Genomic DNA, 22,207 nt, shown 5'->3' on the forward strand with positions numbered 1-22,207 from the left:
CACCCGGCGGACGCTGGCTAGCCTGTGGAATCGGATCGCATTTCGAATGAAGGAGTGTGCCCATGGTGTCAGCTTCGTCCCGGGCCGCAGTCGCGCTGGATTCACGCGCGGCGAGCAAGCGGTCGGTGATCGTGGATGCCGCCACGGACTCGTTCCTCGAATTCGGTTACGAGCGAACCAGTGTCGAGGCCATCGCCGAGCAGGCCGGCGTGTCCAAGCAGACGATCTACAACTACTTCGGCGACAAACGGACCCTGTTCCGGGTGGTACTCGCCGGGGTGCGGGCGGCGGCCGATACGGCCGACGAACTCGATCCGCGCCTGCTGCGGAATCCGGACACCGTCTTCGAGGATCTGGTCACGGTGGGGCGTTTGTTCCTCGCGGTGACCCTGTCCGAGCGGGTGTCCGCGGTACGGCGGCTGATCGTCGGTGAGGTGGCACGGCACCCGGACCTGCATCAGGTCTGTGCCGACCAATCCGTGGCGCAGGGGCCGCGGATCGCCGGGTGGCTCGCCCATCGCCTCGAAGTGCTCGCCGCGGCGGGCATTCTGGAGACGACCGAACCGGCGGAGGTGGCGGGCCAGTTCTTCGCGCAGCTGTCCCACGACGGCCAGCAGGCCTCGGCCTTCGGCACCATCGCGCTCACGCCGGACCGGGCCGCAGAGATCTCGGCGCGCGCCGCACGACTGATTCTGCGCGCCTACGCGATCGAACGACCAGCGTGACCGGATTTCCGGCGCGCTGAAATCTTCATACAGCTCGGGAGCTACACATGATCAAATTCGGGGTATTGGGATCACTGCAGTGCTGCATCGACGGTGTCGGCGCAGTCCCGAGCGCACCGAAGCAGCGCCAACTGCTCGCCCTGCTGTTGATGAACGCGAACCGGGTGATCTCGGCCGACTACTGCATCGAGGAACTGTGGGAGTCGGCGCCGCCGTCCTCGGCGGCCTCCACGCTCCAGACCTATGTCATGCAGTTGCGCAAATGCCTCGGCGAGCACAGCTCGAACCTGGATCGGGGCGAGTCCCGGCTGGAGACCCGCGAACGCGGCTACCTCCTGCATGTGGGCCCCGGGGAATTCGATGTCGACGTCTTCGAGGACAAGGTCCGGCTGGCCCGGATGGCACTGGCGGCCGAGGACGACGACAGCGCCGACAGCGCGCTGCGCGCGGCCCTGGCGGTGTGGCGCGGCCCGGTCTTCACCGACATCAAACCCGGTCCGGTGCTGACCATGTGGGCCACCAGCCTGAACGAGGTGCGGCTGTCGATCCTGGAACATCGCATCGAGGTGGATCTGCGGCTGGGCCGCCATCGCGAACTGATCGGTGAACTCAGCGGGATGGTGCAGCGCTCGCCGCTGCTGGAGAGCCTGCACGCGCATCTGATCATCGCGCTCTACCGCTCCGGCCGGCAGGCGCACGCGCTGCAGGTGTACGAGCGGTTGCGGCACCGGCTGGCCGAGGAGCTGGGCTTGGAGCCCACCCCGGCGCTGCAGCAACTGCACCACAAGGTGCTGCGCAGCGCTCCAGAGTTGGCTCCGCCACCGAAAATCGTTGCCGCCTCGCGCTATTCGGCCGAGCTCATCGCGGGTCGACTGCGACCGCAGGTGGATTCGCTCTGCGGCTGAAGCCGGACCGCGGCGAGCAGGGCCCGGGTGACGTCGTGCTGCGGGGTGTCGAAGACCTGGTCGACACTCCCCTGCTCCACGATCCGGCCCGCGGACATCACCGCCACGGAGTCGCTGAGGTGCTGCACGACCGCGAGATCGTGCGAAACGAACAGCATCGACAGTCCCCGTTGGGCTTTCAGATCCGCGAGCAGATCCAGGATCTGCGCCTGAATGGTGACATCCAGGGCGGAGACCGGCTCGTCGCAGATCAGGACGGCGGGATCGGAGGCCAGGGCGCGGGCGATGGCCACCCGCTGGCGCTGCCCGCCGGACATCTCGCCGGGCCGCCGCCGTTCGAAAGCTTGTGGCAGACCCACGGAATCGAGCAGGCCCAGGATTCGCTTGCGCTGATCGGCGGCGCTGCGCCCGCGCGCGGGCAGGGCCTCACCGATGATCCGGGTGACGTCCCAGCGGGGATCGAACGAACTCGCCGGGTCCTGCCAGACGACGCCGACCTGCGCCCGCCGGGCCCGGCGGGCGCGCTCGGGCAGAGCGCTCCAGGGTCGGCCGCCGAGGGTGACGGTGCCGGCGTCCGGTCGCAGCAGGCCGAGAACCAGTGCGGCGGTGGTGCTCTTGCCGGAGCCGGATTCGCCGACCAGGCCCAGCGTGGTGCCGACCGGCAGCTCGAAGCCGACCTCGGTGACGGCCGCCACCGACCGGCCGCGGGCCACGCGGAACGACTTGCACAACCCCGTCACGGACAGGGCGGGCGGCGCGGATTCGGTCCCGGCGTCGGCGCGGACCGCCGGTTCCGATCGCGCGGCAGTCCGGCCATCCCCGGACAGCCGCCTTCCCCGTTTGTCGGGAGTCGGGACCGCCGCCAGCAGCCGCCGGGTGTAGGGGTGCTCGGGTGCGCCGAGAACCCGTGCGGCCGGGCCCTGTTCGACAATGCGGCCCTCGTGCATGACCGCGACCCGGTCGGCGATTCCGGCGACCACCGAGAGGTCGTGGCTGACCAGCAGCAGGGCCGTGCCGTCATCGCGCAGGGCGGCCAGCAGTGTCAGGATCCGGGCCTGCACGGTGGCGTCGAGGGCCGTCGTCGGCTCGTCGGCGATGATCACCTTCGGCCGCCCCGCGAGGGCGGACGCGATCAATACCCGCTGCCGCTGCCCGCCCGAAAGCTGGTGGGGGCGCAGGGTTCTGTGTAGTTCCGGATCGTCGATGCCGACCGATCTCAGCAACTCGTCGACCCGGCGGGCGCGCTCGGCCGCGGAGCGCGCGAGCCGGTGCGCGCGGAGCGTGTCGCCCACCTCGGCCGCGACCGGCCGCAACGGGTCCAGCGAGATCAGCGCGTCCTGCAGGATCAGCGCGATCTCCCGGCCGCGCACGGAACGCCACTCCCGCACGGACAATCGATCCAGATCGATGTCGCGCAGGCGCAGGGACCGGGCGGCGACCGTCGAGCCAGGTCCGGTCAGGCCCAGCAGCGCGCGGGCGGTGACGCTCTTGCCGGACCCGGATTCCCCCACGATCGCCAGGCATTCACCGGCCGCGAGCTCGAAACCGATGCCGCGCACCGCCGCTACCCGGTCACCGCCCCGGCCGAAGGAGACGTGCAGATCATCGACGTGCAGAACGGGCAAGGCCGCCCTCCCAACGTTGTTGCAGTGCCCGGCCGAGCACGGTGACGGTGACGACGGTGAGGGTGATGGCGGCTCCGGGCGGAACGGCCACCCACCACGATTTGGACAAGAGTTCACGGCCCGCCGCGAGCATCGAACCCCATTCGGGGGTGGGCTCTTTCGGGCCGAGCCCCAGGAAGCTCAGGGCCGAACCGATCATGATCGAGCTACCGACGCCGAGGGTCGCCAGCACGACGGTCGGGCGCAGCGAGTTCGGGACGATGTGGCGGGCGATCCGATATCCGGGCGAGCGGCCCAGCGCGATCGATGCCCGCACGTAGTCGGCGTTCCGCACCACCAGGGCCTGCGACCTGACCAGCCTGGCGTATGAGGCGGATTCGGCGATGGCGATCGCCGCGATCAGACTGTCGGCCCCCTGCCCGAGCATCGCGATCACCAACAGCGTCAGCAGGACGCCCGGAAACGCCAGCACGATGTCCAGCCCCCGCGCGATGACGGTGTCGATGAGCCGGCCGCCGAGCGCGGCGCACAGCCCGATCAACGTGCCGCCGAGCACGGCCAGCAGGGTCGCGGTGAGACCGACGAGGATCGAATAGCGGGCGCCGAAGACGATGCGCGCGAAGATGTCTCGTCCGAGCTGATCGGTGCCCAGGAAGTGGTGGCGGCCGGGCGTCGCCAGCGCCTGACCGAGATCGACCTCGATGGGCGATCGCGTCGCGATCCAGCCGGGCACGAGGACACAGGCCGCCAGCACGGCTGCGATGAGGCCGGGCAGGACGAGCCGCGCGTTCCGCGTCGCGGTCACCGGGCCACCCCCGAGGGCGTCGCCGAGCGCGGATCGATGACCCGGTAGGCCAGGTCCACCACGGAATTGACGACGATGAACAGCAGCGAGCCGAACATGACCAGCGCGATGACAACCGGAAAATCGTGAGTGGTGACCGCCGACAACAGAACTCGCCCCAGACCCGGGCGCGCGAACACCGTCTCGACCAGCACCGCGCCGCTGAGCAGACCGCCGACCAGCCAACCGCTGACCGTGACGGCGGACAGCAGCGTGTGCCGCAGCGCGTGATGGATTCGGATGTCCAGCTCACCCAACCCCCGGGCGCGGGCGCTGAGCACGAACGGGGACAACATGACCGCGTCCACGCCGTCCCGCATCACCTGGGCGAGCAGCGCGCCGATGGGCACGGCCAGGGTGGTCGCGGGCAGGACCAGGGCCGCCGGACCGGACCCGGTCGAGGGGAACAGATGCAGGCGGAACGAGAGGCCCGCCAGCAGCAGGGTGCCGGTCCAGAAGGTCGGCGTGGAGACCGCGATCAGCTCCAGCGCATGGGCGATCGCCCGCGGCGCGCGGCGTGTCCCCGAGGTCGCGACCACCGTGACCAGCGCACCCGCGACGCCGAGGGTGATGGCCGCTGCGGCGAGTTGCAGTGTCGGAGTGAGCTGTTCGCCGATCACATGCAGTACCGGCTGCTGTCGTTGGAAGGATTCGCCGAAATCGCCGCGGGCCAGGCGGCCCAGATAGTGCAGAAACCGCTGCGGCAGTGGCTCGTCCAGGCCCATCTGCGCACGGATGGCGGCCAGGGTCGCCGGGGTCGCGGGCGCGTTGCCGAGCATGGCGTAGGCCGGATCGCCGGGCACGAGCGCCATGGCCAGGAACGTCACGGTCGCGACCCCCGTGAGGATTCCGGCGATTCCGAGGACCCGGCGCAGGATCGCACCGGCGACGGTCACCAACGCGGCCATCAGCTCAGCCACGCATCGTAGAAGACCGGGTACGACGCCGGGGCGGGGGCGATACCGTGCACCCGGGTGCGGGTCGCGACCTGGCTGGCGGGCACGAAGATCGGAACGAGCACCGCCTGATCGATGGCCCAGTGCTGGGCGGCGGCATAGTCCGCGCGCTGCGCGCCCGCGTCGAGGGTGCGCGCGGCATTGCCGACCCACGCGTCGACCTGCGGGTCGTTCACCCACGAAATATTCTGTCCCGCCATCGGTTTGGCGGTGGAAAGCAGGAAGCTGCGCATGATGTCCGGCGAGTTGGATGACCAGCTGGTGTCGAACAGGTCGTAGTCGCCGCGCGCGACGAGCTGGAAGAGCTCACCGGTCTGGACATTGGTGCGGACGATCTCGATGCCGACCTTCTCGGCCGAGGCGACGATGGCCAGCCCGACCAGACCCCGATAGTTGGATTCGTCCTGTGCCCTGGTGGTCGTCCAGGTCGCGCGGAGCCGGACGCCATCCTTGACCCGGTAGCCCGCTGCGTCGCGCTGGTTCCACCCGGCCTCGTCGAGCAGCCGGTTGGCCTCGTCGGTGCTGTAGTTCCACGAATTCTCCAGTGCCGCATCGTAGAACTGGGTGGCCGGGGTCAGGATGCTCCAGGACCGGCTGTAGACGCCGAAATAGATCGAGGACAGGATCGCGTCGACATCGGTCGATCGCTGCAACGCCCGGCGAACGCGTGGGTCCTGCCACGGGCCCCGCCGCGTATTGATGTAGACGCCGTAGCCGGTGCCCTGTGCGTCGTAGCGGGTGTACCGGAGCGAAGGATCCGCCTTCAGGTCGCTGACGTTCTGCGCGGGCACCGACAGCAGTCCGTCGATCTGGCCGCTGGTCAACGCCCCGATGCGGGTCGAGTTCTCCGGCACGAAACGGAACTCGACACCATCGAGGTGCGCGGGCCCCGCATGCGCCGACGTCTCCGGGGCCCAGCCGTATCCGGCGAACTTGGCCAGGCTGACGCTCTGCTGCGCGGCATGCCCGGCGAAGGTGAACGGACCCGACCCGACCACGTGATCGCAGAGCTTGCCGGCGTTGTCGGCGAAGTTCTTCGGCGACTGGATACCCAGGGCGGTGGTGCTCGCCGCCGCGAGGAACGGTTGGAAGGGCTCGGTGAACGCCACCTCGACGGTGTGCTCGTCGATCACGGTCGACCGGCTGTACGGTCCCAGCAGCGTTGCCGCCCATTGGGATTTGGTGTTCGGATCGACGATCCGGTCGAAGTTCGCCTTGACCGCGGCGGCATCGAGCCGGGTACCGTCGTGGAACACCACATCGTCGCGCAAGGTGAAGACGTACCGCGTCAGGTCATCGCTGATCGTCCAGCTCTTCGCCAGCCAGGGGTGGAAAGTGTTGTCATTGCCCTGCGCCACCAGGGAATCCACCACACCGCGATCGATCAGAGCGGTGGCGTCGGCGGGACTCACCCCCGGGTCCAGGCAACTCGGCTCCGAGGGCAGCGCGAAACGCAGCGTGCCGCCGGCCACCGGCGGCCCGTCCGATCCCCCGCCATCCGTACCCGGGGAGCAGCCCGCGACCAGCGCGGCAGCGGTCAACAGGGCGGCCAGCGGCCACACGGTTCTACCCATCATGGTTCGCAGTGTTGTCGCCGCTGATGCAGCCGCACTCCGGCGCCGCTGGAGGAACGCTGGAAGGCGTCCGGCGCTTGCTGGACAGCGCTGCGCGGCAGTCGTTTTGCTGGATCGCGTGAAGACACGAGACAGGACGGGTGCGCTATGAGAGCGGTAGTGACCACCGGCGACCGGCAGACGCCGACGCGGCTGATCGAGGTCGACGAGCCGACGCCGGGGCCCGGTGAGGTGCTGGTCCGGGTGCAGGCCATCGGGATCAACCGGGGTGAGCTGACCCGGGCGGAGCGACTTCCGGCGGGATCCCGGCTCGGCTGGGACATTCTCGGCACGATCGAGGACGCCGACGCGGACGGGCCGGCGCACTCGCGGGCCGTCGTCGCGCTCGCGCGCGGCGACGGGTGGGCCGATCGGGTCGCCGTACCGCGCCGCGACGTCGCGGTCATCGACGACCCCGGCGCGGCCGTCGATCTCGCCGCGCTGCCCGTGGCCGGGTTGACGGCGCTCGCGGCCATCCGGCGGGCCGGGCCGATCATCGGCAGGACCGTGCTGGTCACCGGAACGAGTGGCGGCGTCGGTGGGGTGCTGGCGCAACTCGCCCACACTGCCGGGGCCGAGGTGCTGTCGGTCCGGCACCGGTTCACCGGCACCGGGCTCGAAATCACCGGTGCCGGGCTCGATGTCGTCTCTCCGGAGGGCGAGCCGATCGCACCGCGGCCGGTCGACGTCGTGTTCGACAGTGTCGGCGGACCGACGCTGCAGGCGGCGTTCGAGCTGCTGAAACCGCGAGGCGTGCTGGTGAGTTTCGGCAATACCGTCCGCGCGCCGCTCGAGCTGCCGGTCGATTGGGGACATCGGCGGCCCGGGGTGAGCCTGAGCTACGTGAACCTGTTCGACGAGCTCGATGCCGGGACCGGGGCCGCCGACGATCTGCTCTGGCTCGGACGGCGCTGGGCTGCAGGGGATTTGAGCCTCGCCGTGAACCGAACCGGGCCGCTGGACACGCTCGACGACACGCTGACCGCACTCCGGGAGCGGACCTTTCACGGCAAGGCGGTCCTGCACTGGTAGCAGGCGTCAGAACGCGAGGCCGCCGTTCACCTCGAGCACATGGCCGTTGACGTAGTCCGAGTCCGGACCCGCAAGGAACCGGGCCACACCGGCGATCTCCTCGGCCCGCCCCGGCCTACCCGCCGCGATGGTCGGTAGGTACCGGCCCCACACCGGTGGATTCGCGATGAGATCGCGGCCCATCCCCTCGTCGATGAAACCGGGAGACAGGGCGTTCACCGAGATGGATTGCGGCGCAAGCTCTATCGCCGCGATGCGGACCAGGGTCTCGATGGCCGCCTTGCTGATCGAGTAGGCGCCCGCGCCCGGCGCGATCCGCTGCGCCAGGGCCGACGACAGGGCGATGAACCGGGCGGACCCGGAGTCGGCCAGATAGGGCACCGCCGCCTGCAGGGTGAGAAACGTTCCGACGACATTGGTTTCGAGCACCGTAATGAAATTTTCCGGCGGCGTGACCGCCAAGGGGCCGGGGCGGCTCACGCCGGCGTTCGCGAACACCACATCGACACCGCCGAGCCTGCTGCCTGCCTCGGCGAAGGCCGCCGCCAGCTGCGCGGCGTCGGTGACATCCGCAGTCACGGCGCTCCCGGCGGGATGCTCCTGAATCCACTGTGTCGCAGTCGATTCCCTGCCGACGATCACTACGCGCGCGCCGTGGCGGAGCAGATCCTCGGCCACCACGCGGCCCAGCCCGCGGCCACCGCCGGTGATCACGATGCGGCGTTCGGCCAAACCATTCGGCTGCACAGTCATTACTTCTCCTCCAGGTGGACAGTCGTCGCTCGACTGTGCCCACACCCGCCCGACAACCGCCTACAGGATCGCTGGAGCAGCCGATTCCAGTGGTCCTCCAGCATTCGTCGGCGTCGCCTCCAGCAGCCGATGCGAGTGTCGACGCCACTGACACGAAGTCGTGGCGATCGCCGGCAGTTGTTCCGAACTCGAAAGGATGGAACATGGCATACGTTGGGACGCAAGCAAAGACAACAAAGGCGCACGGACCGCGCCGGGTCGCGATCACGGGAATCGGCGTACTGGCTCCCGGAGCGGTCGGCACCGGCCAGTTCTGGGACCTGCTCACCGCGGGCCGCACCGCCACCCGCCGGATCAGCTCGTTCGACACCGGCGGCTACCGGTCCCGGATCGCAGGCGAGATCGACTTCCGGCCCTACGACCACGGATTGAGCCGGCGCGAGGAGCGGGCCTGGGATCGGGTCACCCAGTTCGCGGTCACCACCGCCCGGGAAGCCTTGCAGGACAGTGGATTCGATCTCGGCACCGTGGACCCCGCGCGGATCGGCATCAGCATCGGCAGTGCGGTCGGATGCACGACGGGCCTGGAACGCGAGTACTCCCTGGTCAGCGATCAGGGCCGGGAATGGCTGGTGGACCCGGCCTGGGCGGTGGCGCAGCTCTTCGACTACCTGGTGCCCAGTTCCATTGCCGCGGAACTGGCTTGGACGATCGGCGCCGAAGGACCAACCTCGGTGGTCTCCACCGGTTGCACATCCGGGCTGGACGCGGTCGGCCACGGCGCCGATCTGATCCGCGAGGGCGCCGCCGATATCGTCGTGACCGGCGCCAGCGAGGCCCCGATCTCACCGATCACGGTGGCCTGCTTCGATGCCATCAAGGCCACCAGCCCCAACAACGACGACCCGGAACACGCGTCGCGTCCATTCGATCGGGATCGGGACGGCTTCGTCCTCGGCGAGGGTTCCGCGACCCTGATCCTCGAGGACTGGGACCGGGCCCGCGCCCGCGGCGCGCACATCTACGCCGAGTTCGCCGGATTCGCCACGCGCGGCAATGCCTTTCACATGACCGGCCTGCGGCCCGACGGAGTGGAGATGGCCGAGGCCATCGGCGCCGCGCTGAACCAGGCCCGGGTGGACCCCACCGCGGTCGACTACGTCAACGCCCACGGCTCCGGAACCAAACAGAACGACCTGCACGAGACCGCCGCGGTGAAAAGGGCGCTGGCCGACCATGCCCGGCGCGTTCCCATGAGCTCCATCAAGTCCATGATCGGGCACTCGCTCGGCGCTGTCGGCTCCCTCGAGCTGGCCGCCTCGGCGCTGGCCATCGACACCGACGTCATCCCGCCGACCGCCAACCTGCACAACCCGGGCCCCGGCTGCGATCTGGACTACGTGCCGCTGACCGCGCGCGGCCAGCGCACCGACACCGTGCTGAGCGTCGGCAGCGGATTCGGCGGATTCCAGAGTGCCGCAGTGCTGGTCGCGCCATGACCGGACTCGCGGCCACGGTGGAGCCCGCCGTCACCGGCATCGGCGTCCACGCGCCGACCGGTGTCACCGTGGCGGATTACTGGCGCAACACCCTCGCGGGGCGCTCGGCGATCGACCGGATCACCCGCTTCGATCCCAGTCCGTACACCGCCACCCTGGCCGGGGAGATTCGCGACTTCGACCCCTCGCCGCTGTCCGGCCGCCTGCTTCCGCAAACCGACATTTCCACCCGGCACGCCCTGGTGTCCTCCGACGCCGCGCTGCGCGACGCCGGCATCACCCCGGACGACCGGGACGACTTCGAACTCGGAGTGGTCACCGCCAGCACCAGCGGCGGCTTCGAGTTCGGGCAGAAGGAGCTGCAGAAACTATGGGCCCAGGGCAGTCGCCATGTCAGCGGGTATCAGTCTTTCGCCTGGTTCTACGCCGTGAACACCGGGCAGCTCGCGATCAGGCACGGCGCGCGCGGACCCTCGAGTGTCGTGGTGGCCGACCAGGCGGGCAGCCTCGACGCGGTCGGTAAGGCGCGCCGGCTGGTGCGTGCGGGCACCCCGCTGGTGCTCACCGGCGGTTTCGATTCCGTACTCTCGCCGTGGGGCTGGCTGGCCACGCTCGCCGCGGGCAATGTCAGCACGAGCACCGACCCGAAACGGGCCTACCAGCCATTCGCCGACACCGCCGAGGGTTTCGTACCCGGCGAAGGCGGCGCCTTGACCGTCCTCGAACATCCGGACCGGGCACGCGACCGCGGTGCGCGCGTCTACGCCCACATCAGCGGGTATGCCAGCGGTTTCGATCCGCGGCCCGGCTCACCGCGGCCACCGGCGCTGGCCCGGATCATCCGGGCCGCGCTCGCCGACGCCCGCGTCGCGCCCGGGGAGATCGGGGTGGTGTTCGCCGACGCGGCCGGAGTCCGCGAACAGGACGATCACGAAATCGCCGCGCTCGACACGGTATTCGGCGCGCACAGGGTCCCAGTGACCGCACCCAAGACCGGGACCGGACGACTGTTCGCGGGCGGCGGGGCGCTCGATATCGCCGCGGCCGCCCTCACGCTGGACAGCCGCACCATCCCGCCCACCCCCGGCCTCGAGCACTATCCCTGCCCCACCCGCCTGGACCTGGTCCGGGAGCCGCGTGAGCTGGCCACACCGGCCGCGCTCGTGCTCGCCCGCGGTGGGCGCGGGTTCACCTCGGCGGTGGTGCTGCGCGGCGTCCGATGAAAACCCCACTCCCCAACAGCACCCGACCGAGAAGGGAAGCACATGGTGTCCGCCAACCCAGCCGTGACCACCGACCAGCTGCGCGAAGTACTACAGCGGGTCGCCGGCGAAGACGAGACCATCGACCTGAGCGGAGACATCACCGACCGCTCATTCGAAGACCTGGGATACGACTCCCTCGCGGTCCTGGAACTGTCCAACCAGATCGAAATCCGTTACGGGATCAAGCTTCTCGACAGTTCCGTGGTCGACGCCGTGACCGTTCGAGATTTTCTCGAGCTCGTCAACACCACCCTCGCGGAGCAGGCCGGCCAGGACGCCGGCGCTTCCGACCCATCCTCAGGAGCACTCGCATGAGCAAGCACGCCATCGTCACCGGAGCCACCAGCGGAATCGGCCTCGAGATCGCCCGCACGCTGGGCCTGGCCGGATATCAGGTCTTCATCAACGCCCGCGATGCGGACAGGGTCAAGAGCACGGTCGAGGAGCTGAGCGCCGAAGGCATCACCATCGACGGCATCGCCGCCGATGTCCGATCGACCGACGACGTGCGGGCGTTCGTCGCGGCGGCGGTCGTGCGATTCGGACCGGTCACGGTGCTGGTCAACAACGCGGGCCGTAACGGCGGCGGCGTCACCCGGGACATCGACGACTCGCTGTGGCAGGACGTGCTCGACATCAACCTGACCGGAACCTTCCGGGTGACGCGAGAAGTGTTGTCGCACGGCGGGATTCTCGACGCTCAGGACGGCCGCATCATCAACATCGCCTCGACCGGCGGTAAGCAGGGCGTGGTGCTCGGCGCGCCCTACTCGGCGTCGAAGCACGGCGTCATCGGATTCACCAAGGCGCTCGGACTGGAACTGGCCAAGACCGGGGTGACGGTGAACGCCGTCTGCCCCGGATACGTCGAAACCCCACTGGCCGAACGGGTCCGACGCGGCTATGCCGAGGTGTGGAACACCACCGAGGCCGCCGTACTCGAGAAGTTCGAGGCCAAGATCCCGCTGGGGCGGTACTCGACTCCGCTGGAGGTCGCGGGACTGGTCGGCTATCTCACCACGACCGCGGCCGCGCCGATCACCGCGCAGGCCATCAATGTCTGTGGCGGACTGGGCAACTACTGAGCCACCGAGAGATTGGGAGGTGGCTCGGATGAGCCTCCATCATACCGAACACGCCATCACGATCGCGGCGCCGGCCCAGGCGGTGCACGACGCGCTGCGCTCGGTCGTCAACTGGCCCAACATCTTTCCGCCGACCATCCACGCGGAGACGCTCGAGCACGATGCCTCCGGCGACCACATCCGGCTGTGGGCCACCGCGAACGAGTCGCTGAAGACCTGGACCTCGCGCCGCACCTTCGACCCAGAACAGCGCCGGATCACCTTCCGGCAGGTGGTCTCCGCTCCCCCGGTCGCCTCCATGAGCGGGGAATGGGTGGTGCAGGAGATCGACGCCGACACCAGCCGAGTGCTGTTGCTGCACAGCTTCTCTCCCGACGACAGCGCGGGAGCCCGGGAATGGATCGAGGCCGCGGTCGACACCAACTCGACCCGGGAGCTCGAATCGCTCAAGTCCGCGGCCGAGGCGCTGGCCCGGCGACCCGAGGCCACCGTCACCTTCGCGGACTCGCTGTGGATCGACGCCGAACCGGCGCGGGTCCGGGAATTCATCGACCGCGCCGACCTGTGGGCGGAGCGACTCGCCCACGTCGACGCCGTCACCCTCACCGAACCGGTACCCGGACACCAGTTTCTGAGCCTGGACACCCGGACACCGGACGGTGACGTCCACACCACCGCCTCGTGGCGCGTGGTCCTCGACTCCGGCGACATCGTCTACAAGCAGACGCGGCTGCCCGCGCTGCTCTCCCTGCACCGCGGTCGCTGGAGTTTCACACCGCGCGACGGGGGGACGCTCGCGACCTCCGAGCACACCGTCGCCCTCATCACCGAGGCGATCCCCTCGATCCTCGGCACGGGCAAGACCCTCGCCGATGCCACGGCCTTCATTCGAAACGCCCTGGGCCGCAATTCCCTGTCCACCCTCGAGAACGCGAAGAAATGGGCCGAATCCACCGAACGGGGCTCCGATGTCCGACGCTGACCGCACCCGACAGCTCTATGTCGACCTCCAGCAGTTCTATGCCGCGCACCTGCGCCTGCTCGACGACGGGCGCGTCGACGAATGGGCGGCCGAGTTCGAACCCGACGGGCTGTTGATCCATCCGCAGCGGGCCGCCACCCACACCGGGCGGGCCGAGATCGCCGACGGGCTGCGCCGCACCGCGGAGCGACTCCGCGCCGCGGGCCTCGTGCGCCGCCATTGGCTGGGCAACCTGACCATCGAAAACGACGGCGCGGCAAAAGGAACCATCCGCACCCGCTTCTACTCCCTGGTCGTCGAAGCCGGCCCCGGGCAGCCCCGCGGCTGCACCTGAGCACCGATATCCGCGATCACCTCGTTCCGCACGGTGCCTCGTGGCTGGTCCGCGAACGCAGCATCACCCACGACCCCATCCTCACCACCCCGAATTGAAAGTCATCCTCTTGCACAAGAACATCGGCCTCGCCCTGCTCACGGCCACCGCCCTGACCGCCCTACCCGCCACCGCCAACGCCGACTCCGGTACCGCGCATGCCGACTCCGGCACCACCGGCCAAGTCGACTACACCGCAGTCCGCACCGACAGCGCGCTGACCGTCACCACCGACGCCGGCTCCCTGGTTAACGACCACGGCACCTTCAAGATCAAAGCCGCCGACGGCACCACCCTCGCCGGCACCGAATTGTCCTTCCGCGTAGACGATTTCGTCTTCCCCATCACCGCCGACATCACAAACCGCACTGCCGTCCTCACCCCACGCTTCGACCTCGACCACGCGGTCTACCAACCCGTCGCCCTCCCCTACGAGAACCAGGCGCCCTGGAAAAACGAATACGACCGTGAACAAGCCGCCTGGGCCCGCCTGGGCACCACTCTCGTCACCGGCGCCGCCATCGGCACCCTGGTAGGCGGCCTGGGCGGTGCCGCCGTCGGCTGCCTCCTGGGCGGCGCAGCAGGCGCGGCAGCCGCCTCCGCCACCATCGTCGGCCTCTTCGGCCCCTTCCTCCCCGCCGCCGCCGTCGGCTGCATCGGCGGCATCGCCGCCATCGCCCCCCTCGGCACCGTAGCCGGCCTACTCCTCGTCACCGCCCCGGTAGCCATCCTCGCCGCCGCCCAATACTTCACTACCATCAACCAACCCTTCACCCCACCGGCCACCAAGTAGCCCGAACCCCAAGAAGCCGCAGGTCCCCCTGCGGCTCCTTCGATCGCGCCAACTTGCGCTGGTGGGCAGCGAGCATGGGGTCTGGTGACCGGCCGACCTGGACGAGGTCGAGCCCGAGCGAACCGGAATTGCTGATCGCTCAGAGTGTGGCCTTCTCGGGTTGGGTGGTCACCACGATGACCGTGGTGGTGCCGGATTCGAGCGCGAGCCGGAACTCTTTTTCGAGGTCTCCGGCGGAAGTGACGTCGACGGAATGGCAGCCCTGTAGCAACTCGGTTCCGGCAGGCAGGATGTCGCCGGGTACGTAGGGGTAGTAGCGGAAGACCTCGGCCCCGATCACCACGACGAGATCGTGTCCGGCCAGCCGTTCGCCGATGGCCTTGACCGACATACCGACCGACCCCTGGAACAACGGGTGGTCCTCGGGGAAGGAGGCACGATCCGGAAGCGGAGGACTGTACACCGCAGCCCGCAACTTCTCCGCCAGCGCGATGCCGGCGTCCCACCCGCGGGCCCGGTCCACGTCGGGCCCGAAAATCAGGGCGGGCCGCCGACTCACCATGATGCGCTCGGCGAAGCGTCGCAGACGCTCCGGGTCGGGTGCGTAGGTCGTGCTGACATCCCGCAGTACCGCGGGCCCTTCCAGTGGCTGGTTCCAGTCGTCGAGCGGGATGGACAAGAACACGGGTCCGGCAGGAGGCTGCACGGCCGGTCTGGGCGAAGCCGTCCGCCATGGTGATGACAGATGCTTCCTGCAGCCCCAGAACGTACGTGAAATCATCCGGGAAGTTCTTGAGAAATGTCTCCTCGGTCGAACCCGGATTACCGAAGATCGTTGTGAGGCGCAGCGACCTCACCAAATCGTATGTGAAGCTCTGTACGGACGATTTCGTGGTCATGATGATCGATCAGCCCCTTTCTCCAGTGGGTACCGGAAATTGAGCGTGCTATCCATGCGGGCGCGGGATCAGCGGACGAAGAATTTCGCCCAGGGATCGTCGGCTCGTGCGGTCCAGTAGTTGCTGAACAGGAACTGTGCTGCCGCGATGTCTTCTGGCGCCGGCTCTTCAGTTCTCGGGGGAAGCTCACGCTTCGGTGCCGGTCGCGCGAGCCCCTTGATCACTTGCTCGAAACCGGCCGGGGTATAGCCGTTGAGCACACGGCAGACATCGCTCGTGACGTTGAAACTGTGCACTGTGCCCCGAGGAATCCACAGCGAGTCGCCATCTTGCCCCGACGACGTCTCGCCCTCGAGTTCGAAGTCGACGGTGCCGTCGAGGACGTAGAACCACTCGTCGACATTGTGCACGTGCTTGGTATGTGCGCCAGAGTCTTTCGGCATCCACTGCTCGGTGACCGAAAACACGCCCCCGGTTTGATGGGCCTCCAGGAGCGGAATCCACAACAGATCGAGCATCCAGAACGCCGGTGCGTCTCTTCCGCTGCTCAACAGGGCGGGAAGTTGTGCCTCTAAGAACGAGGGTGTGGTGGGGGGGCATCGGCCTGCCTTCCAGGAGTTGGAGTCAAACCAAATGGACGGGTGCGAAGTCAGCTACCTGCGGTACCGGCTTCGTCAGTGGGGGCCGTCAGCGGCGCCTCGTCTTGCCCGATTTGCCTCATCAACGCGTCGAGATCTGTGTAGTCCCAGACCTCGGCGAACTTGCCGTCTTCGAGGTGATAAAGAGTGAACTCCGAAATAGTCACCCGACGGCCGGTCGCCTCAATTCCCTGGAAAGTCCCTCGATGGGTACCGGTTACCGTGAAGTGCACCGCGATATAGTTGCCATCGACAACGAGGTGCCGTATCTCCCAATGCCAATCAGGAAATCCGGAGACAAGAGGAGAGAATTGTGCCGTAACAGCGGCTGGATCCATAGGGACGTCATCGACTTTGATGGTCGATGTATAAAACGACGCCATACTGTCAAAATCGTGCTCATTGCAGTACCCGAGATAAGACAGGTACAGGGATCGGCTTTCGTTGTCCTGGGTCACCATATGCTCGCCGCCTCACGTGGTCGACTCACTTACCCTCGCAAGCATCCTAGCCTCGATCATTCTTGCGGGTGTGGCTAGTCGTCCCGTGTCAGCCGGCGACCGCCGGGTTCCACGGGATTAGACCGAATCATGTTCCCTACCACCAGTTTTCACGACCACCGTCCAATCAGAACCTTTGACAGATACGCATCAATACCGGCCGGGGTGCCCGAACACACTGAGACGCGAAATCCTTTGTTGTGTCAAGGATTTCGCGTCTCGTATTTCCGAACCCGAATTGAATCCCCATCAGGATAGGGAGGGGTCAACGGGTGGATCGAGATTGGGTCATCGGGTCCAGATCGGCCCGCGTGCCTCGTATTCCAGGATCTCCTCGACGCGGGTCGCGGTTTCGGCGCTCAGCTCGCGGCGCACCAGCCAGAGGGCCAGGTCGATTCCCGAGGTTATGCCGCCCGCTGTCACCAGATCGCCGTCGTCGACGACGCGTGCCTTCGTAAGGACGCCACCTTGTTGTTTCAGTGTGTCGAGAGCACCGTGATGGGTTGTGCAGGGGCGGCCGTTGATCAGCCCGGCTGCGCCCAAAAGCAATGCGCCAGTGCACAATGAGCTGATCGTCAGTCCGGCGCGGGGCGCGGCGGCCAGGGCTTCGGGTAGGACGCCACGATTGATCTCGGCCCAGACGCCCGGCGCGTCGCGGTGTGTGTAGCCGCCGCCGGGTACGACGAGCACATCGGCGTTCTGGGGCGCCCACGGTTCGGTGACTTGCACGACGGTGCCGTAGGAAGCGCGGATCGTTCCGGGTTGACCGGTAGTCACGTACCGCAGGTCCACGCCACGCTCGGCGAGCATCGCGGCGAGCGAGAACACCTCGAAGGGTCCGATGAAATCCTGTTCTTCGACACCGTCGAACATGACGATATGGACGCGGAGAGGCCCGGCTGGGCCTTGTCCGTCCGCCTTCGCTTCCGGTGCGCCGCTCCTGGGCAAGGTGGTTGCGAACGTGGCGGCGCCGCCGGCAGCCATTAGCGCTCGCAATACGACTCGTCGTTCCAATTGTCCTGTCCTCCAGTCCTGCTCATCCCCGAGGGGCGCTTGTCAGTGCCTGCGATCCGCGGCCGGGGCGGGTCGGCGCATCGATGTGCCGATTACGCGGGCGGTCGTGGCGATGACCAGCAGGAAGGCGAGAACGACGGCGGCGGTGCGGATGTCGTGGTGGGTGTCGAAGCAGTGCAGCATGGTCAGGTAGTCGGCGGGCGGACTGTTCGGGTTCCACGAGCGAACCTTGTTGTTGATAAGGACGTTTCCGAACTGCGCGTGTATCCCGGTGCGCCCACGGCATTTTCGGCGGCACGAGATCGTCGGCGAGGCGGCGGGTCTCGAGGATTCGATACTCGGCCGCCAGACCGGCCATGACCGCTGCCGCTCAAACGGAGAGGAACGACCGGATGGCTCGGGCTATGTCATGAACGTGGGTTTCGAGGGCGAAGTGGCCGGTGTCGTAGAAGTGGATCTGGGCCTCGGGGAGGTCGCGCCGGAAAGCCTCGGCACCGGCGGGGAGGAAGAAGGGATCGTTCTTGCCCCACACTGCGAGGAGTCGGGGTGTGTGGGTGCGGAAGTAGGACTGGAATTCGGGGTAGCGGGCGACGTTGCTGCGGTAGTCGAGGAACAGGTCCAGTTGCACGTCGTCCGCGCCGGGGCGGGCCAGGTAGTGGTTGTCGAGGGCGATGCCGTCGGGGGAAACCAGGGCATCGTCGGATACGCCGTGGGTGTACTGCCAGCGGGTGGTTTCCGGTGCGAGGAACTGCCGCAGCGCTTGGCGATTGGCGTCCGAGGGGTTCTCCCAATAGGCGCGGATCGGGTTCCAGCCCTCGCTCAACCCTTCGACGTAGGCGTTGCCGTTCTGGGAGACGATGGCGGTGATGCGGTCGGGATGTTCGACGGCGAGCCGGAATCCGGTCGGGGCGCCGTAGTCGAAGACGTACATCGCGTACCGGTCGAAGCCCACCACTTCGGTGAAGCGGTCGATCACCTCGGCGATGTGGTCGAAGGTGTAGGCGAACTGCTCGTGCGGCGGCATGTCCGAACCGCCGAAGCCCGGCAGGTCGGGGGCGATGAGGTGCAAGTCGTCAGCGAGCAAGGGGATCAGGTCGCGGAACATATGGCTGGACGTCGGAAAGCCGTGCAGTAGAAGCAGTTTGGGCTTTCCTGGCGTGCCCGCCTCGCGGTAGGACACACGAAATCCGTCGACATCGGCCTGCAAATATCGGATCGCGGACATGACTGGGTGACCCACTTTCTTCAGGGATGCGGAAATCGAGGTGTTGCGATCACCGCACCCGCATAGGCATGGCCCACAAGAACTTTCGGTCCGGCGATCGAGTTCAGCGTTTTGCCCAGGGCGGCCACATCGTCTGGCGTCCTTTATGAGAACAGCTCCGGGTGTTCGGCTATGTACTGACCGACCGTGGATGGCGGCTGTCCCGTAATCTTTTCGACGTCGTCGGTGGCTCGGTCGTAGCGTCCGGCGCGGTGTAGCAGTGCCAGTGTGGTCAGATGCTGCTCGACGTGCGCGGGCAGACCTCGGGGCTCGAGGACCTCCTGGACCCAGGTTTCGTGGGGAATGTCGGTGCCGCGAATCTGCCGGTTGAGTCCCCGGGTGTACTCGGCGGCCAGGCCATCGATGTCCAAACGCGCCGGGCCGGTCAATTCGTAGACGTCACCGATGCGGTGGGTGGGGTCTACGAGCACTGCCGTAATCGTGCGCGCCACGTCGCTGGTAGCTATCGGTGATGTACGACCCGTTCCGAAGGGGAGAGCCAACAGATTCTGCTCTCGCAGCGACGGTACCGCGAGTCCGGTGAATATCGGATTGTCCAGGAACACCGTCGGCCTGATGTGCACGACCGGAACACCCGACCAGTTCAAGACGTGCTCGGCGAGGTAATGCAGTCGATGTTGACGAGACTCTCCCACACTGGTCAGCGTCATTTGAGAAACAGTCATCTGGGACATGTTCACGACCACCTCGAGGCGGCCGTACTCCAACGCGGCGTCGCAGACGACTACCGTTGCCTGCAGGTAGTCCGGAGAGACACCCATCGAAAAGAACATGCGATCGGCACCGGCCATCGCATCGACCACATCTCGCGGATCGGTCAAATCTCCAACTACGACATCAGCGCCGAGTGCACGTAACGGCTCAGCTCGGACGTCGTCGCGGTGCACCAACGCACGAACGCGATCCCCGCGTTCCCGCAATTGCTCGATCACCTGCCGGCTCACGCCACCGGTGCCACCACCCGCCCCGGTGATCAGGTACAAGGGCGCATTCATACTCGCTCCTCAAGGTGTGTTTTCCCAGTGCTTGGCAAGGGGTGTGCCGGCGAACCTCTCGAGCATCAAGCGGGACAACAGCAGCACCGAGCTGCGTGGACGGTGGTTCACCACGAGGCGCTGGGCCTTTCCGGCGGCGTTGAAGGTGACCAGGACGATGACGTGAATCGGTACGCCGCGTACAGATGAGGTGTAGTCCTCGAGGAAACTGTTCTCGCCACAGGGGCCGGCGTAGTGAAAATCTTGGAACTCGTATATTTCGCGGGCGGCAACCACGACTTCATGGACGGCCTCTGCGCCCTCTATGACACCGTCCCACGCGGCGCCTTCCCCGGTTACGTCGTCGGCCAGGTTATCCAGCCACGCTGGGTAGTACGGCTTCCCCAAATACGTCGATGTCATGCCGCGCCTCCCGTGAAATCCGGCAGCGAGCCGGCTCGCCGACGCGCGCCCACGATGTGTGACCAATGACCATGCAACCTTATAGCCCGGCAGCCCGGGTTATGGGTAATCCATGCGGACATTGCGGTACAGCGCAGCCACAGACCGCCGACAGCACCCGTGGGCTTCGGTTGGAACACCGCCGGACCCATTCAAAGCGGTGAGTCTCGGTGAGAGACTCCCAGTTCTCGCTGATCCAGCGACTGCCGGGAGACGGTGAAACGTAGGGCAATGTCGGGTTCCCTTGGACTTCACCGAGCCGACGGTCACCTGAGACGGCTATGCACCGCTGCCGGTCTCGAAGATGTGCTACTTCGGATCGCCCGCGGCGGCGGGCTTGAATTTCGCGCTGACCTTATGCGTCTGCGCTGAGGAGATCCCGCCGCCGATGGCGACGACGTACGCCTTGATGCCCGCCTCCCCTTCGTCTTTCACGGCGATGTTCAGCTCGATGGCGCATTCGTCGAGCGTCAACTTGGATCCGTCACCCGAGCCCGCTTGGGCCGCGGCCAGCTCGGACTTGAGGAAGCGGATCATGTCCGAAAGTTCGATTCTGCCATCGGCTGGAATGGTCATGCCGCACTGCCTCTCGCTTGACGGTTCTTCTCGAGCCAGTTCCAGGGTCGAACCCGAGAATATTGGACCGCCGCCCCGACGTACCTCGAGACGCGCCGGATCCCGCCTTCGTAACGCCGTTCGCGTCTTGTCACCGAACGGTACCGATCGGGGTCGCCGGCCCTTCCCGATGACGAGCGTGGCGTGTTCCGAGAAGCCGAGATCATCGATGTTCAGTCCAGCCACTTCTCCTGCGCGGCAACAAGTGTCGGCGAAGAGTCGGGTGGTAGCTGTGTTTCGTAAGGCGTTGAAGTCGGTGCCAGCACATTCTGAAAGGCTCGTAGTGCCTCGTCGGCAGGAACGGGAACCAGCCGTTCGGGCACATCGGGCAGTGCCATCTTGTCGAACCGGTCGTCGGTTTCGATGATGTCTTCTGCGGCAAGGAGATTGTCCGGTTCCAGCGCCCCCATGCGAGCCGCTTCCATGCGCAGAATACAAAGCTGGAGGTGCTGTGTACCCGACCGCCTCGACAGAATGAGGCGGAGTATCCGCAGGTGAAAGGGTTTGTGGGGCGGGCGGGGCTCGAACCCGCGACCAATGGATTATGAGATCAAACACTGTCAGCTATGTGCAGACCAGCAAAGTCCCTGCACGTCACGGAGTATTTTTCCATAATCTATTGGTTTACAATCTGGCAGGATTGCGACCCACGCGCACCAAACTCCATCGTGACCTACCACTCTACGGCGCTCTCTCAGCCCTGCCCCACACCGGCATCGGGCACCGCCCACCTATCAGCCGGGTTCCGCTGAACACCTACCGACTCACCGATACAAGAATCGTTGCGCCCGTCATCCCGCTAATCGCGCCCGAACAGCTCGCACTCGATCTCGACACCGTGGAATCAAACTTCATGAGACACCACAGCTAAGTATCAAATCTGCACACTCCCACAGCCGAGACTGCCAGCCGGAGATCAATCCTGCGCGTCCGGGGACAGCCTGCCGCCCAGACTCATCCCAGCCAGGACTGCGACCATCCGGACACACTCGGTGAAGCAGTCGAAATCCTCTGTCGCTTCGGACCAGAGCGCTCTCGCGGTGTCGGCATCGTTCGTGACTCGTGCGTCGAGCGTCCGTAAGGCCCACCGCTGAGGAGGCGCCATGCCCGTCGGCCAAATATGCGGCATCGGAACAGGGTTGGCTCCGGCCGTCGACGGAGATCTGTCGATCAGACTGTCGAGCCAGAACAGCAGCGCAAGTGTGATTCCGTCACTGCCGACCGCATCGTCCTCGATGAGCTCTGCAACCTCATTCCCGACTGTCGGTGCCCCCGATATTGCTGCCGTCAGCGTGGCCCGCGCACGCTGCAACCAGACCGGATCTGTCATTGCTCCCCCAGCGAAACCCGAAAACATACTCGTGGACCGC

At 66.9% G+C, this 22,207-nt stretch carries 24 protein-coding genes and 2 pseudogenes; 10 read left to right on the forward strand and 16 right to left on the reverse strand.

Translation table 11 applies throughout. From position 1 onward, the window contains the following. The first annotated feature begins 62 nt into the window (after positions 1 to 62). Both ACFXHE_RS00960 and ACFXHE_RS00965 read left to right on the forward strand, forming a co-directional pair. A complete protein-coding gene (locus tag ACFXHE_RS00960) occupies positions 63 to 725 on the forward strand; it encodes a TetR/AcrR family transcriptional regulator (protein ID WP_379378543.1) in 663 nt (220 codons plus the stop codon). Positions 726 to 772: 47 nt separating this feature from the next. Next, on the forward strand, positions 773 to 1,630 hold the full coding sequence (locus tag ACFXHE_RS00965; protein ID WP_354838082.1) for an AfsR/SARP family transcriptional regulator: 858 nt from the start codon (positions 773 to 775) through the stop codon (positions 1,628 to 1,630). On the opposite strand, the gene ACFXHE_RS00970 is transcribed toward ACFXHE_RS00965, so the two are convergent. The 4 genes from ACFXHE_RS00970 to ACFXHE_RS00985 are packed head-to-tail and all read right to left on the reverse strand — an operon-like array spanning position 1,570 to position 6,632. Continuing rightward, positions 1,570 to 3,255, reverse strand: a complete 1,686-nt coding sequence (locus ACFXHE_RS00970; protein WP_379378545.1) for a dipeptide ABC transporter ATP-binding protein — start codon at positions 3,253 to 3,255, stop codon at positions 1,570 to 1,572. The two genes, ACFXHE_RS00965 and ACFXHE_RS00970, sit on opposite strands and share 61 nt — an antisense overlap. Continuing rightward, a complete protein-coding gene (locus ACFXHE_RS00975) occupies positions 3,233 to 4,060 on the reverse strand; it encodes an ABC transporter permease (protein WP_379378547.1) in 828 nt (275 codons plus the stop codon). Before ACFXHE_RS00975 ends, ACFXHE_RS00970 begins: the two co-directional genes overlap by 23 nt. After that, the gene (locus ACFXHE_RS00980) at positions 4,057 to 5,019 is read right to left on the reverse strand and encodes an ABC transporter permease (protein ID WP_379378548.1); all 963 of its coding nucleotides are present in this window, start codon (positions 5,017 to 5,019) and stop codon (positions 4,057 to 4,059) included. Before ACFXHE_RS00980 ends, ACFXHE_RS00975 begins: the two co-directional genes overlap by 4 nt. Continuing rightward, positions 5,007 to 6,632, reverse strand: a complete 1,626-nt coding sequence (locus ACFXHE_RS00985; protein ID WP_379378550.1) for an ABC transporter substrate-binding protein — start codon at positions 6,630 to 6,632, stop codon at positions 5,007 to 5,009. Before ACFXHE_RS00985 ends, ACFXHE_RS00980 begins: the two co-directional genes overlap by 13 nt. A 144-nt stretch (positions 6,633 to 6,776) precedes the next feature. Between ACFXHE_RS00985 and ACFXHE_RS00990 the strand changes: the two genes are divergently transcribed. Next, positions 6,777 to 7,700, forward strand: coding sequence for a zinc-binding dehydrogenase (locus tag ACFXHE_RS00990; protein ID WP_379378552.1), 924 nt, complete (start codon positions 6,777 to 6,779; stop codon positions 7,698 to 7,700). 6 nt (positions 7,701 to 7,706) lie between these two features. Here ACFXHE_RS00990 and ACFXHE_RS00995 read toward each other — a convergent pair whose 3' ends face one another. Then, the gene (locus ACFXHE_RS00995; protein ID WP_379378553.1) at positions 7,707 to 8,453 is read right to left on the reverse strand and encodes an SDR family NAD(P)-dependent oxidoreductase; all 747 of its coding nucleotides are present in this window, start codon (positions 8,451 to 8,453) and stop codon (positions 7,707 to 7,709) included. Positions 8,454 to 8,656: 203 nt separating this feature from the next. On the opposite strand from ACFXHE_RS00995, the gene ACFXHE_RS01000 reads away from it, so the two are divergent. From ACFXHE_RS01000 to ACFXHE_RS01030, 7 genes are all read left to right on the forward strand, one after another. Further along, positions 8,657 to 9,952, forward strand: a complete 1,296-nt coding sequence (locus ACFXHE_RS01000; protein WP_379378555.1) for a beta-ketoacyl-[acyl-carrier-protein] synthase family protein — start codon at positions 8,657 to 8,659, stop codon at positions 9,950 to 9,952. Beyond that, the gene (locus ACFXHE_RS01005; RefSeq protein ID WP_379378557.1) at positions 9,949 to 11,175 is read left to right on the forward strand and encodes a ketosynthase chain-length factor; all 1,227 of its coding nucleotides are present in this window, start codon (positions 9,949 to 9,951) and stop codon (positions 11,173 to 11,175) included. Before ACFXHE_RS01000 ends, ACFXHE_RS01005 begins: the two co-directional genes overlap by 4 nt. Positions 11,176 to 11,217: 42 nt before the next feature. Continuing rightward, the gene (locus tag ACFXHE_RS01010) at positions 11,218 to 11,532 is read left to right on the forward strand and encodes an acyl carrier protein (RefSeq protein WP_379378559.1); all 315 of its coding nucleotides are present in this window, start codon (positions 11,218 to 11,220) and stop codon (positions 11,530 to 11,532) included. Beyond that, positions 11,529 to 12,302 (forward strand): SDR family NAD(P)-dependent oxidoreductase, encoded by a 774-nt coding sequence (locus tag ACFXHE_RS01015; protein ID WP_379378560.1) that lies wholly within the window; start codon positions 11,529 to 11,531, stop codon positions 12,300 to 12,302. Before ACFXHE_RS01010 ends, ACFXHE_RS01015 begins: the two co-directional genes overlap by 4 nt. A gap of 28 nt (positions 12,303 to 12,330) precedes the next feature. Next, entirely contained in the window at positions 12,331 to 13,284 is a 954-nt protein-coding gene (locus ACFXHE_RS01020) for an aromatase/cyclase (protein ID WP_379378562.1), read from the forward strand. Then, positions 13,271 to 13,618 (forward strand): nuclear transport factor 2 family protein, encoded by a 348-nt coding sequence (locus tag ACFXHE_RS01025; protein ID WP_379378563.1) that lies wholly within the window; start codon positions 13,271 to 13,273, stop codon positions 13,616 to 13,618. The genes ACFXHE_RS01020 and ACFXHE_RS01025 overlap by 14 nt, the downstream gene beginning before the upstream one ends. A 103-nt stretch (positions 13,619 to 13,721) precedes the next feature. After that, positions 13,722 to 14,450: a hypothetical protein gene (locus ACFXHE_RS01030; RefSeq protein WP_379380320.1), complete on the forward strand. Its 729-nt coding sequence runs from the start codon at positions 13,722 to 13,724 to the stop codon at positions 14,448 to 14,450. A 262-nt stretch (positions 14,451 to 14,712) separates the two neighbouring features. Here ACFXHE_RS01030 and ACFXHE_RS01035 read toward each other — a convergent pair. The 11 genes and pseudogenes from ACFXHE_RS01035 to ACFXHE_RS01085 form a co-directional block, all read right to left on the reverse strand. Continuing rightward, positions 14,713 to 15,349 (reverse strand): annotated as a pseudogene (locus ACFXHE_RS01035) (hypothetical protein); the annotation flags it as partial. Between the two features lie 68 nt (positions 15,350 to 15,417). Further along, complete coding sequence (locus tag ACFXHE_RS01040; protein ID WP_379378565.1) at positions 15,418 to 15,867, reverse strand: cupin domain-containing protein; 450 nt, start codon at positions 15,865 to 15,867, stop codon at positions 15,418 to 15,420. Between the two features lie 131 nt (positions 15,868 to 15,998). Further along, a complete protein-coding gene (locus tag ACFXHE_RS01045) occupies positions 15,999 to 16,448 on the reverse strand; it encodes an ester cyclase (RefSeq protein WP_379378567.1) in 450 nt (149 codons plus the stop codon). Positions 16,449 to 16,775: 327 nt separating this feature from the next. Then, positions 16,776 to 17,471, reverse strand: coding sequence for a DJ-1/PfpI family protein (locus ACFXHE_RS01050; RefSeq protein ID WP_379378569.1), 696 nt, complete (start codon positions 17,469 to 17,471; stop codon positions 16,776 to 16,778). Between the two features lie 72 nt (positions 17,472 to 17,543). Further along, positions 17,544 to 17,684, reverse strand: coding sequence for a hypothetical protein (locus ACFXHE_RS01055; protein WP_379378570.1), 141 nt, complete (start codon positions 17,682 to 17,684; stop codon positions 17,544 to 17,546). A 187-nt stretch (positions 17,685 to 17,871) separates the two neighbouring features. Continuing rightward, positions 17,872 to 18,726, reverse strand: coding sequence for an alpha/beta fold hydrolase (locus tag ACFXHE_RS01060; RefSeq protein ID WP_379378572.1), 855 nt, complete (start codon positions 18,724 to 18,726; stop codon positions 17,872 to 17,874). Positions 18,727 to 18,869: 143 nt separating this feature from the next. Further along, entirely contained in the window at positions 18,870 to 19,769 is a 900-nt protein-coding gene (locus ACFXHE_RS01065) for an NAD(P)H-binding protein (RefSeq protein WP_379378573.1), read from the reverse strand. Positions 19,770 to 19,790: 21 nt separating this feature from the next. Then, positions 19,791 to 20,183, reverse strand: a complete 393-nt coding sequence (locus tag ACFXHE_RS01070) for a hypothetical protein (protein WP_379378575.1) — start codon at positions 20,181 to 20,183, stop codon at positions 19,791 to 19,793. Between the two features lie 348 nt (positions 20,184 to 20,531). Then, positions 20,532 to 20,798 carry a trypco2 family protein gene (locus ACFXHE_RS01075; protein ID WP_379380322.1) on the reverse strand — a complete coding sequence of 89 codons (267 nt, stop codon included), beginning with the start codon at positions 20,796 to 20,798 and terminating at the stop codon, positions 20,532 to 20,534. A 162-nt stretch (positions 20,799 to 20,960) separates the two neighbouring features. Then, positions 20,961 to 21,395: pseudogene (locus ACFXHE_RS01080) on the reverse strand (hypothetical protein); the annotation flags it as partial. 358 nt (positions 21,396 to 21,753) lie between these two features. Next, positions 21,754 to 22,167: a hypothetical protein gene (locus ACFXHE_RS01085; protein ID WP_379378577.1), complete on the reverse strand. Its 414-nt coding sequence runs from the start codon at positions 22,165 to 22,167 to the stop codon at positions 21,754 to 21,756. Positions 22,168 to 22,207: the final 40 nt, after the last annotated feature.

This window comes from Nocardia sp. NPDC059229 (genome assembly GCF_042754165.1).
In the GTDB taxonomy this organism is placed as follows: Bacteria; Actinomycetota; Actinomycetes; order Mycobacteriales; family Mycobacteriaceae; genus Nocardia.

Excerpts from the sequence above, each read along its gene's own strand:
- ACFXHE_RS01070 (WP_379378575.1), bottom strand. The coding sequence starts at position 20,183 with ATGACATCGACGTATTTGGGGAAGCCGTACTACCCAGCGTGGCTGGAT.
- ACFXHE_RS00960 (WP_379378543.1), top strand. The coding sequence starts at position 63 with ATGGTGTCAGCTTCGTCCCGGGCCGCAGTCGCGCTGGATTCACGCGCG.
- ACFXHE_RS01040 (WP_379378565.1), bottom strand. The coding sequence starts at position 15,867 with ATGCTCGATCTGTTGTGGATTCCGCTCCTGGAGGCCCATCAAACCGGG.
- ACFXHE_RS00965 (WP_354838082.1), top strand. The coding sequence starts at position 773 with ATGATCAAATTCGGGGTATTGGGATCACTGCAGTGCTGCATCGACGGT.
- ACFXHE_RS01085 (WP_379378577.1), bottom strand. The coding sequence starts at position 22,167 with ATGACAGATCCGGTCTGGTTGCAGCGTGCGCGGGCCACGCTGACGGCA.
- ACFXHE_RS00995 (WP_379378553.1), bottom strand. The coding sequence starts at position 8,453 with ATGACTGTGCAGCCGAATGGTTTGGCCGAACGCCGCATCGTGATCACC.
- ACFXHE_RS01060 (WP_379378572.1), bottom strand. The coding sequence starts at position 18,726 with ATGTCCGCGATCCGATATTTGCAGGCCGATGTCGACGGATTTCGTGTG.
- ACFXHE_RS00985 (WP_379378550.1), bottom strand. The coding sequence starts at position 6,632 with ATGATGGGTAGAACCGTGTGGCCGCTGGCCGCCCTGTTGACCGCTGCC.
- ACFXHE_RS01050 (WP_379378569.1), bottom strand. The coding sequence starts at position 17,471 with ATGGCTGCCGGCGGCGCCGCCACGTTCGCAACCACCTTGCCCAGGAGC.
- ACFXHE_RS01075 (WP_379380322.1), bottom strand. The coding sequence starts at position 20,798 with ATGACCATTCCAGCCGATGGCAGAATCGAACTTTCGGACATGATCCGC.
- ACFXHE_RS01045 (WP_379378567.1), bottom strand. The coding sequence starts at position 16,448 with ATGGTGACCCAGGACAACGAAAGCCGATCCCTGTACCTGTCTTATCTC.
- ACFXHE_RS01005 (WP_379378557.1), top strand. The coding sequence starts at position 9,949 with ATGACCGGACTCGCGGCCACGGTGGAGCCCGCCGTCACCGGCATCGGC.
- ACFXHE_RS01000 (WP_379378555.1), top strand. The coding sequence starts at position 8,657 with ATGGCATACGTTGGGACGCAAGCAAAGACAACAAAGGCGCACGGACCG.
- ACFXHE_RS01020 (WP_379378562.1), top strand. The coding sequence starts at position 12,331 with ATGAGCCTCCATCATACCGAACACGCCATCACGATCGCGGCGCCGGCC.
- ACFXHE_RS01025 (WP_379378563.1), top strand. The coding sequence starts at position 13,271 with ATGTCCGACGCTGACCGCACCCGACAGCTCTATGTCGACCTCCAGCAG.
- ACFXHE_RS01055 (WP_379378570.1), bottom strand. The coding sequence starts at position 17,684 with ATGCTGCACTGCTTCGACACCCACCACGACATCCGCACCGCCGCCGTC.
- ACFXHE_RS00990 (WP_379378552.1), top strand. The coding sequence starts at position 6,777 with ATGAGAGCGGTAGTGACCACCGGCGACCGGCAGACGCCGACGCGGCTG.
- ACFXHE_RS01015 (WP_379378560.1), top strand. The coding sequence starts at position 11,529 with ATGAGCAAGCACGCCATCGTCACCGGAGCCACCAGCGGAATCGGCCTC.
- ACFXHE_RS01010 (WP_379378559.1), top strand. The coding sequence starts at position 11,218 with ATGGTGTCCGCCAACCCAGCCGTGACCACCGACCAGCTGCGCGAAGTA.